The sequence below is a fragment of the Pseudomonas sp. NFR02 genome (genome assembly GCF_900119375.1).
GTDB classification, from domain to species: domain Bacteria; phylum Pseudomonadota; class Gammaproteobacteria; order Pseudomonadales; family Pseudomonadaceae; genus Aquipseudomonas; species Aquipseudomonas paracarnis.
Genome location: NZ_FPJJ01000003.1, coordinates 215213 through 232310, shown reverse-complemented (window position 1 = coordinate 232310; position 17098 = coordinate 215213). Strand labels below are relative to the sequence as shown.

General features: G+C 60.7%; 13 protein-coding genes. 3 read left to right on the top strand and 10 right to left on the bottom strand.

Annotated elements, in window-relative coordinates; genetic code table 11:
- Window positions 1–3: 3 nt before the first annotated feature.
- The 7 genes from BT199_RS11475 to BT199_RS11445 all read right to left on the bottom strand — a co-directional run bounded on the left by BT199_RS11475 (window position 4) and on the right by BT199_RS11445 (window position 9629).
- The gene (locus BT199_RS11475; protein WP_072434507.1) at window positions 4–1347 is read right to left on the bottom strand and encodes a 3-oxoacyl-ACP reductase; all 1344 of its coding nucleotides are present in this window, start codon (window positions 1345–1347) and stop codon (window positions 4–6) included.
- 152 nt (window positions 1348–1499) lie between these two features.
- Entirely contained in the window at window positions 1500–4010 is a 2511-nt protein-coding gene (locus BT199_RS11470) for an acyl-CoA dehydrogenase (RefSeq protein WP_072434506.1), read from the bottom strand.
- Window positions 4011–4227: 217 nt separating this feature from the next.
- Window positions 4228–5673 carry an outer membrane protein transport protein gene (locus BT199_RS11465; protein WP_014718294.1) on the bottom strand — a complete coding sequence of 482 codons (1446 nt, stop codon included), beginning with the start codon at window positions 5671–5673 and terminating at the stop codon, window positions 4228–4230.
- A 141-nt stretch (window positions 5674–5814) separates the two neighbouring features.
- Window positions 5815–6300, bottom strand: a complete 486-nt coding sequence (gene praB, locus BT199_RS11460; protein ID WP_014718293.1) for an alkane oxidation protein activator PraB — start codon at window positions 6298–6300, stop codon at window positions 5815–5817.
- Window positions 6301–6434: 134 nt separating this feature from the next.
- Entirely contained in the window at window positions 6435–6929 is a 495-nt protein-coding gene (praA, locus tag BT199_RS11455; RefSeq protein ID WP_020301539.1) for an alkane oxidation protein activator PraA, read from the bottom strand.
- Between the two features lie 125 nt (window positions 6930–7054).
- Entirely contained in the window at window positions 7055–8335 is a 1281-nt protein-coding gene (locus BT199_RS11450) for an alkane 1-monooxygenase (RefSeq protein WP_072434672.1), read from the bottom strand.
- A 295-nt stretch (window positions 8336–8630) separates the two neighbouring features.
- On the bottom strand, window positions 8631–9629 hold the full coding sequence (locus BT199_RS11445; RefSeq protein ID WP_072434505.1) for an alpha/beta fold hydrolase: 999 nt from the start codon (window positions 9627–9629) through the stop codon (window positions 8631–8633).
- 287 nt (window positions 9630–9916) lie between these two features.
- Here BT199_RS11445 and BT199_RS11440 point away from each other — a divergent pair, with 287 nt between their 5' ends.
- The 3 genes from BT199_RS11440 to BT199_RS11430 are packed head-to-tail and all read left to right on the top strand — an operon-like array spanning window position 9917 to window position 13215.
- Window positions 9917–11455: a flavin-containing monooxygenase gene (locus BT199_RS11440; RefSeq protein ID WP_072434504.1), complete on the top strand. Its 1539-nt coding sequence runs from the start codon at window positions 9917–9919 to the stop codon at window positions 11453–11455.
- On the top strand, window positions 11452–12342 hold the full coding sequence (locus BT199_RS11435; RefSeq protein WP_072434503.1) for an SDR family NAD(P)-dependent oxidoreductase: 891 nt from the start codon (window positions 11452–11454) through the stop codon (window positions 12340–12342). The genes BT199_RS11440 and BT199_RS11435 overlap by 4 nt, the downstream gene beginning before the upstream one ends.
- A gap of 15 nt (window positions 12343–12357) precedes the next feature.
- Window positions 12358–13215: a metal-dependent hydrolase gene (locus tag BT199_RS11430; RefSeq protein WP_072434502.1), complete on the top strand. Its 858-nt coding sequence runs from the start codon at window positions 12358–12360 to the stop codon at window positions 13213–13215.
- A gap of 121 nt (window positions 13216–13336) precedes the next feature.
- On the opposite strand, the gene pepN is transcribed toward BT199_RS11430, so the two are convergent.
- Genes pepN through BT199_RS11415 form a run of 3 tightly spaced genes read right to left on the bottom strand, consistent with a single transcriptional unit; the run spans window position 13337 to window position 17095 of the window.
- Window positions 13337–15994 carry an aminopeptidase N gene (gene pepN, locus BT199_RS11425; protein WP_058410561.1) on the bottom strand — a complete coding sequence of 886 codons (2658 nt, stop codon included), beginning with the start codon at window positions 15992–15994 and terminating at the stop codon, window positions 13337–13339.
- 13 nt (window positions 15995–16007) lie between these two features.
- A complete protein-coding gene (locus tag BT199_RS11420) occupies window positions 16008–16838 on the bottom strand; it encodes a DUF2797 domain-containing protein (protein WP_072434501.1) in 831 nt (276 codons plus the stop codon).
- Window positions 16835–17095, bottom strand: coding sequence for a YeaC family protein (locus BT199_RS11415; protein ID WP_003190750.1), 261 nt, complete (start codon window positions 17093–17095; stop codon window positions 16835–16837). Before BT199_RS11415 ends, BT199_RS11420 begins: the two co-directional genes overlap by 4 nt.
- Window positions 17096–17098 lie beyond the last annotated feature (3 nt).

Genomic DNA, 17098 nt, shown 5'->3' with positions numbered 1-17098 from the left:
CGGTCAGGCTCCCAACAGGCTTTGGCCGCACACCCGCACCACCTGGCCATTGACCCCGCCCGACGCCGGATGGGCCAGCCAGGCAATGGCCTCGGCCACGTCGATGGGTTGCCCGCCCTGGGACAACGAATTCATGCGCCGCCCCGCTTCGCGGATCATCAGCGGGATCTTGGCGGTCATCTGGGTTTCGATAAAGCCGGGCGCCACCGCGTTCACCGTGACCTGCCGGGCGGCCGCACGCGGTGCCAGGCCTTGCACCAGGCCGATCACCCCGGCCTTGGACGTGGCGTAGTTGCTCTGCCCCAGGTTGCCGGCGATACCTGAAATTGACGACACGCACACAATGCGCCCGCCGGGGTTCAAGCCCTGGCTGTCGAGCAAGGCCTCACTGAGCTGCAACGGTGCTTCGAGATTGACCGCCAGGACACTACGCCAGGCGGCCTCGGTCATTTTGGCGATGGTCTTGTCGCGGGTGATCCCGGCGTTGTGCACCACCACATCAAAGGCGCCGTATTGGCTGACGTGGGTTTGCAACAGCGCGGCGGTATCGGCGGCGGTGATATCCAGGGGCAACGCCGAGCCGCTCACGCTGGTCGCCGCCTGCTGCAAAGCTTGCTGGGCCTGAGGCACGTCCACGCACACCACATGGGCACCGTCGCGCGCCAGCACCTGGGCAATCGCCAGGCCGATGCCACGGGAGGCGCCGGTGACCAGGGCGCGTTTGCCGGCAAAGGGTTTGTCCCAGTTGATGGCGGCGTGGCCATCGACCGGTTTTTCCAGGCGCACCACCTGCCCGGAAACATAGGCGGAGCGGCGCGACAGGAAAAACCCCAGGCTGCTGTCCAGCGCGTCTTCGGCGCCCGGCGCCACGTACAGCAATTGCACGGTGATCGCCCGGCGCAGCTCCTTGGCCAGCGACCGCACCAAACCTTCAAGGGCGCGTTGGGCGATGGCCTGGGGCAAGTCGTTACAATGCTCGGGCGCGGTGCCGAGTACCACCACCCGGCCATGCTGACCCAGGCGTTTGGCATTGCTGTGAAAGAACAGGTAAAGCTCGTCCAGCTGTTGCAGATCGGCCACGCCGCTGGCGTCGAACACCGCGCCTTGCACCTTGACCGTGGACGGCGCCTTGGGCGTCGCCGGGGTCGCGGCGACGGTGTCGGTGGCGCTGAACACGCGCTGCACCGAGGCCACCAGGCGCCCTGCCCCGGCGATGATCACCGGGTTAGCCAGGCCGGCCTTGCCGCTGCGATGCCGTTGCAGGGGCAAGGGTTGCGGCAAGCCGACCGCCTGGGCCAGGCGCCGGCCCCAGGGGGAATTGACGAACGAAAGGTAGCTGTCACTCATAGAGGGTTCCACTCACAACACAATGGCTGTCTTGTAAACCCGATCGATGTGGGAGCTGGCTTGCCTGCGATGCCCGCGACTCGGTGTATCAGTCAAACCGAGGTGATGCCATCGCAGGCAAGCCAGCTCCCACAGGTGGACCGGGGTTGCTCTTAACTGACCGGGACGCTGCGCCGCTTGGCGACCGGTTCAAGTGCCTGCTTACGCTGCTGCAGGGCCTCCAGCAAACCAAAGTCCTGGGGGAAGTCATCCACCTGGATACCGTGGTCGGCGTACTCCACATAGCGCGCCAGCAAGGCGTCTTCGTCGTCGCTGATCAAATCCAGCGCCCGCGCCTTCACGCGCCAGTCGGTGAAGGCCGTGGCAGAGATCGGCAGCGGACCGAGCAGACCTTGCTTGATGGCGGGCTTGAGCCGCGCCTCGATCAGCTCCACTTGGGGCAGCAAACGGAAACCCAATTCGCCGTAGGCCAGCTTGTCGACTTCCGGACGGGGGATGTAGGAGTTGGCCAGCAAACGGTCGCGGGTTTCGCCAGGGGTCTGCACCACCTCCGCCACCTGCGCCAACAGGCGATCCGACGGTTTGCGCTGCGGGATGCCAAACGGAAAACTCAACGCACGCACCATTGCTGCTGCGGGCTTTGAAGGGTAGTTGTCGAGCACTTCGGCCAAGGCTTCGTGGGCGCGCAACAAGGCGTCTTGGGCCGCCCAGTGCACCAGCGGCAAGTCCGCCTGGGGCCTGCCGTCATCCTCGAAGCGCTTGAGCACGCAAGACAAGATGTACAACTGCGACAAAATATCCCCCAGGCGCCCGGTGATACTTTCCTTGCGCTTGAGGGCACCGCCCAGCACGCCCATGGAAATATCCGAGATCAGCGCCAGCACCACCGACAGCCGATTGGCCTGGCGGTAGTAGGCAGCCAGCGCCGAGTCGGTCTTGGCCGGGGCCGCAATCAGGCGTCCGCCGGTCAGGGCATGCACCGCTGCGCGTACCGTGTTGGCCACGACAAAACTCACATGGCCAAACATTGCGCTGTCGAAGTCTTCCAGGGCCTTGCGCCGGTCGGGGTTGTGCGCCGCTTCCATCTCGCGGAACACGTAGGGATGGCAACGAATCAAGCCCTGGCCAAAGATGATCAGGCAGCGGGTCATGATGTTCGCACCTTCCACCGTAATGGCGATGGGGCTTTGCTGGTAGGCACGGGCGAGGAAGTTATTGGGGCCCATGCAGATGCCTTTGCCAGCGACGATGTCCATGCCGTCGTTGACGATGATGCGCGCCCGCTCGGTGACGTGGTACTTGGCAATGGCCGAGATCACCGACGGTTTCTCGCCGGCGTCCAGGGATGCCACCGACACCTTGCGCACCGCATCACAGGCATACAGATGCCCGGCCATGCGCGCCAGCGGCGCCTGTACACCTTCGAACTTGCCGATGGGCAGGCCGAATTGCTTGCGCATCGCCGCATAGGCTGTGGTACCGCGCACCGCCACTTTACCCAGGCCGACGTTGGCCGATGGCAGGGAAATCGCCCGGCCTGCCGCCAGGCATTCCATCAACATGCGCCAGCCGTTGCCGATTTGTTCGCGACCACCGATCACCCACTCCAAGGGAATGAACACATCCTTGCCGGTAGTAGGACCGTTCTGGAAAACCGCATTCAACGGCCAGTGACGCCGGCCGCTGTTTACCCCTGGATGGGAGGTGGGGATCAACGCACAGGTAATGCCCAGGGAACCAGGCGCGCCAAGCAAGCCCTGCGGGTCTTCGGCGCGGAACGCCAGGCCCAGCACCGTGGCAATCGGGCCAAGGGTGATGTAGCGCTTGTCCCAGGTCACTTTGAAACCCAGTACTTCCTCGCCCTCATGCATGCCTTTGCAGACGATGCCCAGGTCAGGGATCGCGCCGGCATCGGAGCCGGCATACGGGCTGGTCAGGGCGAAACACGGAATATCGTCACCGCGTGCCAGGCGCGGCAGGTAGTAGTTGCGCTGAGCGTCGGTGCCGTAATGCAGCAGCAGCTCGGCCGGCCCCAGGGAGTTAGGCACCATCACCGAAATGGCTGCCGCCGAGCAACGTGTCGACAGCTTCATCACCACTTGGGAATGGGCGTAGTGGGAGAAGCCTTTGCCGCCGTACTGCTTGGGAATGATCATGCCGAGGAACCCGGCCTCCTTGGTGTACTGCCAGCCCTCGGGGGACATGTCCTGCCAGACTTGCGTGGTTTCCCAGTCGTTGGCGATGTCGCACAGGGTTTCGACTTCGTTGTCGAGGAAAGCTTGCTCCTCGGCGCTCAGGCTGGCCGGCGCGGCTTGCAGCAGGCGCTGCCAGTCGGGTTTGCCGCTGAACAGCTCGGCATCCCACCACACCGTGCCGGACTCTATCGCCGCACGCTCGGTATCGGACATCGCCGGCATGATTGTACGAAACAGGCCCAAGGCCTTGGTGGTCAGCAGCTTGCGGCGCAGGGGTTTGATTGCCAGCACCAAGGCGGGCAGCACCACCAATACCGCCGCCAGGGTAATGCCCGGCACGGCCACCGCGTTGAACAGATAACCCGCCGCTAACCAGACCAGGCCAGCGCCCAGCCAGAGGGTGGCGGCGGCTTGTCGATACGCCAGGGCAATCGCGGCGGCGAGACCCACCAATAACCAGATAAGCATGGGGATACCTCTACTTGATTCAGGGCGTAAAACCACACTACAAACTTCAAATCATAAATTCAAATAATGTTTTGAAATTTTTATTTAGTGTGTTGACGAAAAAAATCAGGCTGAACGACTCAGCCTTGTGGAATAAGAAACCAGAACAGCCTAAACAGCCCCGGCAGGGTCTCCAGGTGCACTGGGAACCCTGCTCGACAACTGCTCCACGTGCCCTTTAGAACTTGTAGGTAGCCGACAGACTGACCACATCACCTGAAGATTCGGCTTTGCCGTCCAGTTGGGCGGCTCCGAGACGATCAACGTTCTTGGTCTTCAGATTGACCTTCTGGACGAATTGGTGCGAATACGCGGCATCCACTGACAGACCAGGCACAGCCTTGATGTCATAACCGGCACCAAACGCCAAGAAATAGCGGTCGCCGTCGGGGATCCGGGGGTCACGCGTGGAGTTACGGGTAGGTGTCTGGTCGTAAGCTACACCGGCACGCAGGGTAAGTTCGTCAGTGGCTTTATAGTCGCCACCGATCGAGGTCATCCAGGCGTTCTTGTAGTTGTACGGGATGGCAACAATAGTCGAGCCTTGCGACTTGAGTGTCAGGTCTTTGAACGAAGACCATTCAGTCCACTGGGCGCTGACACCTAATGTCCAGCGATCATTGAACTGGTGGACCCAGTCAATCGCCGCAGTAGCCGGAATATCCAACTGAGTGCTGGCATGCGCCCCGTCCGGGAAAAGCTTCAGCCCCGGATACGCCATTTCAACCAATGTTTCGCCGTTCGGTCCAATAGGATTGGTCATCGCGTTGCGACCGATAGCATCCGTATAGACATTGTATTTGCCGGTCATCTTGTTTTTGATTTTGGCGTGATAGTTCAAGCCCAGTGTGTCTTGCGCCGTCGGCTTCCATACCACACCGCCAAACCAACCGACCGAGATATTATCGACTTTCACACGCATCAACGAATGCCCTACACCGGTCGGAAAGCCGGTCCCGCCGAGTCCGGGAGAGACGTCCGCCGCTGCCAGCAAGTCGACGTTCTGGCTGACAAATCCCTGGCTGCGTTGGACGATGGCGCCACCGCCGACCGAAAACTGGTCATTGACCTTGAACGACAGTGAGCCTGTCAGGCCAACGGTCTCAATTTTGGTGTCGACTGCAAAATCCCGCAGCTTGGAGTCTTCGTTCCAAGTTGTTCTCATGCCCTGGGGGACCACCTGGCTCAAGCCAAACGCAAAGCGGTCGCCGATGGGGATCACCAGGAAACCGGTTGGCAGCCACGCGGTAAAGCCACCTTGCCCCCCGTTATTGTTATTGAGCGTCGGATCGCCCATGCTGCCCTGATCATCCAATACCGGCGTATTGGTCACAGGATTACCGTTGTGGTCAAAAGCCTGACCCGAATATTTGATCTTGACCCGGGCATAATCGACAGTCTGCTGCGCGATAGTTGAATCGATGAACGCCATGGCCGCCGGGTTGTTGTACGCGGCACTGGGGTCGTTCTTGAACAATGAACCGCCGCCAAACGCGCGGCCCCAGCCAGGCGCACCGTAGGTTGGCGTGGAGAAGCCGCCCGCCTGCACATGTCCCGTGGTCATCAAACCTCCCAACAGCGCCAACCCCAGTAACGTGTGAGCGTGTTGTTTCTTATTATTCATGCGCTGCTCCTTATTATTATTTCGCCCGGCCCCTGCCGGTGGGTCGTGTGGCCGCAGGCACACCGTAAGTACCCTGCCCAACCGATGCCTCGCATGAGGCATCGGCCTTTCACGGGTGATCAGCCCTCTGGAGTCACATGCTTACGGGTTAACCGTCAGCGTCGGGGCAACAACATTCAGCGATACGACGGTGCAGTTGCCGGTCAGCGACTGATTGGTGGCCGAAAGTGTTTTGGTACCAGGAGTCCACGCCACGGCAATGGTGGTAGGGCCGCAGTTAGTGGCCGGAATCGAGGAGATTTTGTAGCCTACGTTGGTCACGGTGCCGGTGGTGCCCGTCGCTGCGGTAAGAACCCAAGGCAGGTTAGTCAGCGTGGGCAGTGCGCACAGGCCGCCGCCGGTCAAGGACGCACCGTTGATAGAAGCCACGCCACCGCTAACGTTGCCGGTAAAGGTAATGCCGCAAGTCACTGCCGCACCGAAGGATGAGGGCGACTTCACCACGATGGTACCGGCATTAGTCGAGAACGGACCGTCTGGAGAAACGGACGCCGCGCTCGCCATGGAGGCGGCACCAAAGCACAGAGCAAACGAAGTTGCACAAACGAGGGTTTTCAAGCTTTTCATTGTTTTTCCTCACATGTTATGGCGATTCATTTCGCCAGGGGTAATGGCCATGATCGAGAGGTCACGGTGAAACTGCAGAACTTCCCTTTCCAGCCAAATTTCAATTCATTTACCGCTACAACTGTCGGAACGTGTTATTCGACAACTTTGAAGTTGGCCGGCATCTTGATCGACACCGTCTTGATCTTGCAGTCTTCGCCAATCGCAACATCGGCGGCTTCCAACTTGCCGGTGGCGTTATCCCAAGTACCGTCGGCCGTCGACGGCCCACACTTGCCACCCAGGCCAAAGGCATGCACGTCCACGCTGATCTTCGACATGGAGCCGCTTTTTGTATCTTTGGCGATTAACACCCAAGGCAAGTTGATGGCTTCGACACGGCTGCACTTGAGGCCACCGTCGAACTCGACTTTGTCGACATTCACCGATGAACCATCGGCTGCGACCTTGCCGGCTACCTTGATGGTGCAGTCGGCACTGATGAGCTTGCCTTTGGAAAAGCTGATAGGTCCTTGGGCAGTGAAGGCACTGCCAGCGGGTTCGATACGCGCAGCCTGAGCCTGGTGGTAAGCAATCAAACCCATGGCCGCCAACAGGATGTGGGCGGTGAACTTGGCAGAACTTTGCATGGTGTACGTCCTTCCCTTGAAATTATTGTTGTAGGGTCAAACCAGGTTCTTGCACTCAAAACGCCGGGCGACAAGGACCTGCGCGATACACAGATCCCGAGTACACCCTGAAGGCTTACTTCATCTCAAAACGGCTTGGCACTACCGCTGTACTTCTCCAGATACCTCAAACGCTTTGACGGCTGAAGATTGGTCAGGTTGATATCGCCGGCATAGTGATTCAGTACACGATGGTCCATGCGACGCCGCCACAAATACGGCACATAAGCCCAGACAATCATGCTGGCGTAGCCATAGGGAAGTTGCGGTGATTCATCAAAGTGACGCAGCGACTGATAACTGCGCGTGGGGTTGGCATGGTGATCGGAGTGCCGCTGCAACTGGAACAGAAAGATATTGGTGACAATTCGATTACTGTTCCACGAGTGACGCGGCGAGCAGCGTTCATAACGGCCATTGGGCAACTTCTGACGCTTGAGGCCGTAATGCTCGACATAGTTCACCACTTCCAGCAACGAGAACCCGTAGATGCCCTGGATAATCAGGAACGGAATTACCGCCGCCCCCAGCCAGGCAATCATTGCGCCCCACAACACCACGCTATACATCCAGGCGCTGAGCACCGCGTTCTTCCAGTGCAGGGCCGGCAGGCCGAGTTTGCGCAGGCGTTCGCGCTCCAGGTTCCAGGCCGACACAGCGCTGAACCACACCGAACGCGGCAGGAATGCCCAGAAACTTTCACCCAGGCGCGAGCTGGCCGGGTCTTCCGGAGTGGCGACCCGCACGTGATGGCCACGGTTATGTTCGGTGTAAAAGTGGCCATAGAAGGTCGGCGCCAGGGTGACCTTGGCCAGGAACACTTCCAAGGGCTTGGGTTTGTGCCCCAGCTCATGGGCGGTGTTGATGGCAATGCCGGTGGCGGCCCCGGTGGACATGGCCATGCCCACATACGTCAACCAGCTGACTGCACCGTGAAGTTCAGTGCGTGCGGTGATGAACGCGGCGGTCCTGGCCAGCCAGTTCGAGGGTTCCAGGGTGGCCGTGGCCTGTAACAGGCCGCCGTTGATGATCCAGTCGATACCGCCCGCAGCGAGCCAACCGGTGATCACCACCGAGGCAATCACAAACAGCACGCCGGTGTAGACGATCCAGCGGTAGTAGCGTTGGGATTCAAGGTGGCTGACGGCAGATTCGGGCGGGTTGCTGACGTCTTCGCCGAGCAGGCCGTCAATCAGCGGGATCAAGCCGAAGATCACCAGCACGCCCACCCACCACAGTTGTTGCACGCCTGTGGTGATGGCAAGGGCGCCGGAGAGCAAGGGCGTCGCCAGCGGCATGATGCCCAGCCACCACAGGTGGCGTTTGCCGTCGGCCCACACGGTCGCAGCTGCCAGAGTCTGGTTCATGGCAGCCTCCGCATACATTCGGTAGGCAATGCGGCAGCGGTGCGCTGACTGCTGCGAGAAATCATGCATGCGATAAAAGGCGTTTTTTTCATTATTTTATTCGCTCTTAGGCATTTCAAAAATAATTTCAAATTACACATTGAAATAATTTTTTTAAATAAATAGCGCGGAATCGTTAGGTCGTCAACTAGTTTCTCCAGCCCTTTTTTCCGTGACCGAGCAGTCTCTTTTCAGCCATTTGGTCAGGTGCTCAGGGGCAAGCGTCAACGCCAGGCGCCGCAGTCAGGTGGCACTGTTACTGGCTCGCCAGGGCGACAGGTGGGTTTAACGGCCGGACGCTCTCGCCGGGTCGAGCCCGCTTGGCCACCTGCTCCACCAGCGCCGCCACGCGCTCGGTGGCGGTGATCGGCAACATATGCCCACGGCCTTCGATCACTTGCATTTTCAGCCCTGGCACCTTGCTGGCCAGGGCCTGGCCGTGTTTCTGGAAGTCGAGCACCTTGTCCTGCGCGCCGTAGATCAGGCCGATGGGCAGGGTCAATCGGGAGTAGCGCTTGACCATCTCCGGCAGGTGGTCGTTGACCCGGTTGATCTCGGTGGACGCGGCGTAGAAATTGTCGGAGCGCATGCCCAGCAAACCGCCGCCACGGGTGGCAAAGTCCGGCGGCGCAGGATCGGGGGCAAATACGCCCTTCACCACCGAGTCTTTGGTCAGCAGCCCGATGGGCAAGGTCAAGGTGTGCGCCACCCAGCGCCGCAGCCAGGCCGGGCGCACGGCCAGAGACAGGAACACCAGCGGCAGCATGCGTTGGGGGTGAGTCAAGGGCGCAACCAGCACCAACCCGGACACCGCATGAGGATGGTCGAGGGCCAGCGCCAGGGCAATCGCTCCGCCCAGGGAGTGCCCCAGTATCAGCGGCTTGCCCAGATCCAGCGTCTTGATGAAGGCCGCGATTTGTCGCGCCTGGGCCGGCAAGTCTGCCGGCGTGCCGCTGTGCCGGGTGGAATAGCCTGAGCCCGGCCGGTCGAGGCTGATGACCCGAAAATGCTCACACAACTGGCCGGACAAGGCATAGGTCAGGTTGCGACTGCTGCCCATCAGCCCGTGAATCATCACCAGCGGCGGGCCCTTGCCCTCTTCGACATAATGAAAGCGCTCGCCATCCACATCGACGAAACGCCCGTTGATCGGCACGGTCGCTTCAATGCGCCGCGTCATCCAGGCACTCAAGCCCCATAACGCCGCACTGGCGCCCGCCAGCACACCCGCAGCGACAACCCACTCGACAGCCATAGCTCGGTCCTCTGCTTCCCTGCTGCTGGCGACCCGACCGGAATTGATCTGGCCCCAGCCATCGTCCACACCCTGGACCTAGACTTCATGCATACCACGTTCGTCCGTCGGACAAATCGCTCATGCGCAACAAGGCCCTAGCGTAGGCGAATTTTTCAGGTAGATTATTTAAAATCTTTTTTAAAATAATTAATTCAATTTTCCTTTGCAATGGTGTTCTATCTAAAAGACAAAACAAAAACAGGAGCACATCCGATGCCCAAGCGCTTTATTGATGAGGCAGCCCTATGAATGCCCCCAGTGACTCAATCGACATCGCCATCATTGGCTCCGGGTTCGCGGGCCTGTGCATGGCGATCAAACTCAAGGAAGCCGGGCTCACCGACTTCTTTATCGCCGAACAGGCCCAGACCCTCGGCGGTACATGGCGCGACAACCACTACCCAGGTTGCGCCTGCGACGTGCAGTCCCATGTGTATTCGTTTTCCTTTGCGCCCAACCCGAACTGGACGCGACAGTTCGCGGCGCAACCCGAGATACGCGCCTATCTGGAAGACTGCGCCAGGCGCTTCAAGCTGGCGCCCTACCTGCGCTTTGGCATGGGCCTGCAACGGGCGCTGTTTGATGAACAACAGCAGCGCTGGCAACTGACCTTCACTAACGGCCGCCACGTCAGCGCACGGGTGCTGGTGTCGGGAATGGGGGGCTTGTCGCGCCCGGCAATGCCAGATATCCCAGGGCTGGACAGTTTCAAGGGCAAGCGCTTCCACTCCCAGCAGTGGGATCACGAGTACTCCTTGAAGGGCAAGCGCGTGGCGGTGATCGGCACCGGTGCCAGCGCCATCCAATTCGTGCCGCAGATCGCCCCGCAGGTGGCGCACCTGGACCTGTTCCAGCGCACACCGCCGTGGATCATGCCCAAGCCTGATCGGCCGATTTCCGCTGCCGAGCGCTGGTTGTTCAAGCATGTACCGCTCACCCAGAAGCTGGTGCGTGCTGCGCTTTACTGGGCACTGGAAGGCCGCGTGGTGGGCTTTGCCCTGCATCCACGCCTGATGAAAATGGTGCAGAAAATCGCCCTGCGTCATCTGCGCAAACAGGTGGCCCGCCCTTCCCTGCGCAAAACCCTGACGCCGGACTACACCATCGGCTGCAAGCGCGTGCTGATTTCCAACGATTACTACCCGGCACTCTCGCGCAGCAATGTCGAGGTGGTCACCGACAACGTGCTGCGCATCGAAGCCGACGGCGTGATCACCGCCGACGGTATCAAGCACCCCGCCGATTGCCTGATCTTCGGCACGGGTTTCCAGGCCAGCGACCCGCTGCCCCGTGGCTGCATCATCGGCCGTGACGGCATCGACCTGATGGATGCCTGGCGCGATGGCGCCCATGCCTACAAAGGCACTACCGTGCCGGGCTACCCGAACCTGTTTCTGATCGTGGGCCCCAATACTGGCCTGGGGCATAACTCGATGATCCTGATGATCGAGGCCCAGGTCGCGTACATCCTCGACGCCCTGAAACACATGCAGCGCCAGCGCCTTACCACGGTAGAGGTCAAGCCCGCCGTGGAGCACGCCTACAACCAGCAGTTGCAGGACAAGCTCAAGCGCACCATCTGGAACACCGGCGGCTGCCAGAGCTGGTACCTCGACCCGCGCACCGGCAAGAACACCACGCTGTGGCCCGGCTCGACCTGGCACTTCAAGCAGGTCACCCGGCATTTTGCCCTCAAAGACTACAGCGTCAGCCAGGCGCCGGCGCCCGCCCTGCCGCGAGCGGTTGCAACGCCCCACTCCACCACAGAAGGCAGCCTGTCATGAAGTCATTCAACGGCCGCGTTGCGGCGATCACCGGCGCGGCGTCCGGCATGGGCCGCTCATTGGCCCTGGCCCTGGCGCGGGAAGGGTGTCATCTAGCGCTGGCAGACAAAAACAGCCAGGGCCTGGAACAGACCCTGGCGCTGATCCGCACCTCGACCTTGTCGCCCGTCACTGTCACCACCCAAGTGCTGGACGTGTCCGACCGCCAGGCCATGCACGATTGGGCAGCACGCTGCGTGGCCGAGCACGGCAAGGTCAATCTGGTCTTCAATAATGCCGGGGTGGCGCTGTCGAGCACCGTCGAAGGCGTGGATTACGCCGACCTGGAATGGATCGTCGGCATCAACTTCTGGGGAGTGGTGCATGGCACCAAGGCATTCCTGCCGTACCTCAAGGCCAGCGGCGACGGGCATATCATCAATACGTCCAGCGTGTTCGGCCTGTTCGCCCAGCCCGGCATGAGCGGCTACAACGCTACAAAGTTCGCGGTACGCGGCTTCACCGAAGCCTTGCGCCAGGAACTCGACCTGCAACGCTGCGGCGTGTCGGCCACCTGTGTGCACCCCGGTGGCATTCGTACCGACATCTGCCGCAGCAGCCGCATCGACGCGAACATGACCGGCTTTCTCATCCACAGCGAGCAACAAGCCCGCGCCGATTTCGAAAAACTCTTCATCACCGACGCCGACCAGGCCGCCAAAGTGATCTTGCAAGGCGTACGCAAAAACAAGCGTCGCGTGCTGATTGGCCGCGATGCCTATTCCCTCGACCTGCTCGCCCGTTGCCTGCCGGCGGCCTATCAGGCGCTGGTGGTGTTTGCCAGCAAGCGCATGGCGCCCAAACCGCGCACGCCGGTGTTTGAAACCAACGACGAGCCTCGACTCTGAACAGGAGAACGCACCATGCTGCCGATCCGTCGCGATATCCGTTTTGCCTTACCTGCCGAGCGCATCAAGAACTGGCACGAACAAGGGCCTGTGGTCAGCCATTTCTTCAATGCCCTGTCGTTGCTGTTTCCCCAGGGCGAACTGTTCTTCATGGACAGCGTGCGCCACTACCGTGGGCAGATCGACGATGCCGAACTGAAAAAAGAGATCCAGGGGTTTATCGGCCAGGAGGCCATGCACAGCCGTGAACACGTGGCGTATAACGACTTGCTGCAAGCGGCCGGCCTGCCGGCGCACTCCCTCGACCGACGCCTGAAGTTCTTCCTCGACCTGCAGAAAAAACACCTGCCGCCGTCGTTCAACCTGGCGGTGACCATCGCTCTGGAACACTACACCGCCATGCTCGCGGAAATCCTGCTGAGCGACCCGTCGCGCTTTGGCGACTCACTCAAGGGTTACCAGCAGATGTGGTACTGGCACGCCTTGGAAGAAACCGAACATAAAGCCGTGGCGTTCGATGTGTGGAACACCGTGATCAAGCCAGGGCCTGCGCGTTACCTACTGCGCACCGGCACCATGCTGACCACCAGCGTGCTGTTCTGGGTGGTGGTGCTGGATTTTCACGTGCGCCTGTTGATTGCCGACCGCACTGCGGGTGGCACGCTGAAGGGGCTGTGGCGCATGGTTAAATTCTTGTATGGGCCCAAAGGCGTGTTTCCACGGATGTTCCGGCCGTGGCTGCATTACTTCAAGCCGGGCTTTCATCCCTGGGATCATGACAATCGGGCGCGGTTGGCGGGCATTGACCGGTTGGTCGAAGAGATAGAGCGCACGCGCCGCAGCTATGACGCTTATCAAACTGACGCCTCCTGACCTAAATGTGGGAGCGGGCTTGCTCGCGAAAGCGGTGGGTCAGTCATATTGATGTCGACTGACACGCCGCCTTCGCGAGCAAGCCCGCTCCCACAGGGGGATCGCGTTAAGGCAGTGAGGGTTACGCCAGGCTCTTGCTGACCACCTCAAACACATCGCTGGACAGTTCACCCGCACCCAGGATGCGCTCCAGCTCCGCCTTCATCAGCGCCTGCCGGGCGCTGTCGTATTTACGCCAGCGTGTCAGCGGCGCCAGTTGGCGCGAGGCGATCTGCGGGTTCAAGGTATTGAGCTGGATTACCAGGTCGGCCAGGAAGCGATAGCCCGAGCCATCCGCCGCATGGAAGTTGATCAGGTTCTGCCCGGCAAATGCGCCCACCAGTGCGCGCACCTTGTTGGGGTTCTTGATGGTGAACGCCGGGTGCTCCATCAACGCCTTGACCCGCGCCAGCCCGCCCGGCAAGGTGCTGCCGGCCTGTACGCTGAACCATTGGTCCATGACCAGCGGGTTGTCCTTGAAATTTTCGGCAAACACCGCCAAGGCCTGGGCTTTCTCTGCTTCGAACGGCGAGTTCACCAACACCGCCAACGCCGTCAGGCGTTCGGTCATGTTATCGCTGGTGTCGAACTGATCCAGGGTGGCCGCCAACACTTCTGGCTTGCCGCTGAGCATCAGGTACGACAGCGCGATGTTCTGCAGCGCACGCCGGGCGAAGTGCTCGGCTTCTGCCACGTAAGGCGTTTGCTTGGACAGCTCGCGGTTGGCCTGGTAGCGCAGCCACAAGCCTTCGAACAGGTTGTCGGCCAGTTGCTTGCGGGCAAACTCGCGGGCAGCGTGGATAGCGTCCACATCCGCCACCTCGCTGATTTCCGTGAGGTAGGCTTCGCTCGGCAACGAGAGCATTTCGGCGACCATGGCCTGGTCCAGGCTTTCATCACTCAACACCGTGCGCAGCGCGTCGATCAAGCGTTGATCAAGCTTCAGCGGCTGGCCCGCCTGATGCTGGCCGATCAGCTCCTGCAACACCTGCACGGCCAACTGCTGGCCGGCATCCCAGCGGTTGAAACCGTCGCTGTCGTGCTGCATCAGGAACATCAGTTGATCGCGGCTGTAGGGGAAGCTGAGCTTCACCGGCGCCGAGAAACCACGCAGCAACGAAGGCAAGGGTTTTTCAGCGATGTCGACGAAGGTAAAGGTCTGTTCCGCTTCGGTTACCGAGATTACCCGCGAAGTGTCGCCCGCCGTCGCTTCACCGGCCAGGCGCAAGGCAATGCCGGCGCCCTGCCCGTCCAGCAAGCCCAGCGCCACCGGGATCACGAAGGGCAATTTCTCGACCTTGTCCGGAGTGGGTGGGCAGCTCTGGCGGAAGGTCAGGCTGTAGGTCTTGGCCGCCGCATCGTAGGCTTCGCTCACCGCCAGGCGCGGGGTGCCGGCCTGGCTGTACCAGCGCTTGAACTGGCTGAGGTCGGCGCCATTGGCGTCCTCCATGGCTTTGATGAAGTCGTCGCAGGTCACGGCCTGGCCGTCATGGCGTTCGAAATACAGGTCGCTGCCTTTGCGAAAGCCTTCGGCACCGAGCAAGGTGTGGATCATGCCGACCACTTCCGAGCCCTTTTCATACACGGTCAGGGTGTAGAAGTTGGAGATCTCGATAAAGCTGTCCGGGCGCACGGCGTGGGCCATGGGGCCGGCATCTTCAGCGAACTGGTGGGTACGCAGGTACGCCACGTCCTGGATGCGTTTGACTGTGGCCGAGTTCATGTCGGCAGAGAAGCCCGAGTCACGGAACACGGTGAAGCCTTCCTTGAGCGACAGTTGGAACCAGTCGCGGCAGGTCACGCGGTTGCCCGACCAGTTGTGGAAGTATTCGTGGGCGACGATGGCTTCGACGCGCTGGTGAGCGGCGTCTGTAGCGGTTTCGGCGCGGGCCAGCACGGCGCTGGAGTTGAAGATGTTAAGGCCCTTGTTCTCCATGGCGCCCATGTTGAAATCGTTGACCGCCACGATCATGAAGATGTCGAGGTCGTACTCGCGACCATAGGTTTCTTCGTCCCAGCGCATGGATTTTTTCAGGCTGGTCATGGCGTGCTGGCACTTGTCGATATTTTCCGGCTCGACGTAGATGCGTAGCGCGACTTCGCGGTTGGTCATGGTGGTGAAGCTGTCTTCGACGCACCACAGGTCACCGGCCACCAGCGCAAACAGGTACGCCGGCTTCTTGAACGGATCTTCCCAGGTCGCCCAGTGCCGGCCGTCTTCACCGGGGCCGCTGGCGATCGGGTTGCCGTTGGACAACAGCACCGGGTAGCTGTGCTGCTCGGCGATCACCGTGGTGGTGAACACGCTCATCACGTCCGGGCGGTCGAGGTAATAGGTGATCTTGCGGAAACCTTCGGCCTCGCACTGGGTGCAGAACATACCGCTGGATTTGTACAAGCCTTCCAGGGCGGTGTTGGTTTCTGGGTGGATCTTGACGGTGGTGTCGAGGGTGAAGGTCTCACTCTTGGGCTGCACGGTCAGGTGGCTGTCGGTCAGCTGGTAGTCAGCGTCCGTCAACGGCTGGTCGGCCAGGTTGACACTCAACAGCTCAAGTTGCTGGCCATCGAGCACCAATGGCGGCAAACCGGCGCCGCGCTCGGGGTTGCGGCGCATCACCAGCTGCGCGTGGACCAGGCTGTGGTCCTCGAACAACTCGAAGGTCAGGTGCGTCTCGTCGATCAGGTAGTCCGGCGCCTGATAGTCCTTAAGGTAAATCATCTTCGGTTGTTCGGTGCGCATGCTGGGGATCCTTCTACTGATGCACGGCGAGCTGATAGGCCGTGTATTTACGAATGTTGATGACGCCGGTGTCGAAGATCAGGTATTGGCCCTTGATCCCCAGCAGCGTGCCTTCGGCAATCGGGTTCTTGTCCAGGTTGAAGCTGACGATCTTGGTCGGATACTGCTCGACCGGGTAGCGGATTTCAATCGGCTCGATGTCGGCAATGGTTTGGATGGCTTGCAGGCCAAAGCGTTCCTGCAAACCCAGCAAGCCCTCGGCGCAAGAGGCGAACAGCTCATCACGCACCTGCTTGAGGTCCACCGCTTGCGCGTCGCCCTTGAGCAAGGCGCGCCAGTTGGTCTTGTCGGCCACCTGGCTGCGGAACAGGTCTTCGACGAAGCCCGATTGCTGACGTGTCGCCACGCGCATGATCGGCAGCGCCTGGCTGGCGCCCTGGTCCAGCCAACGGGTGGGCAACTGCGTAGCACGCGTAATGCCGACCTTGATGCCCGACGAGTTGGCCAGGTACACCACGTGGTCGGTCATGCAGAATGTCTCGCCCCAGCCCGGATCGCGGCAGGTACCGGCGTCGTAATGGCAACGCTCGGGGCTCATGATGCACAGGTCACACTGGGCCAGCTTGGTCATGCAGGGGTAGCAGTAGCCCTGGCTGAAGCTGGTCTTGGTCTTGCGCCCGCAATGGCTGCAATGAATCGCGCCCAGGTATTCCAGGCGGATATGGGTACCGATCAGCGGATTGACCGGCACCTCGGTGTCGCCCAGGCGAAAGGCGTATTGAACGGTCGGCTCACCGAGCTGCGCCGACATTTTGCTGACTGCACCGCGACCAATTTCAATCAATGGATCGCATCCGACTTGAACAGGATATTCGGTACTGGCGCGGATTTGGACGCGCACTCCTGCGGGCCCATATAGCCGGTGCGCTGCTCTTCGGGCAGGTTCTGGATCTCCCAGGCGATCATCGCTTGCAACGACAATTCGCGCTGCTCGGCGGTGAGCTTGCGGCCATCGGACCATTTGCCGATCTCTACCGCGAGCTTGAGGCTCTCGTAGATGTCCGGGGTGATGTTTTCGATCATTTCAGCAAAAGAGGACATAAG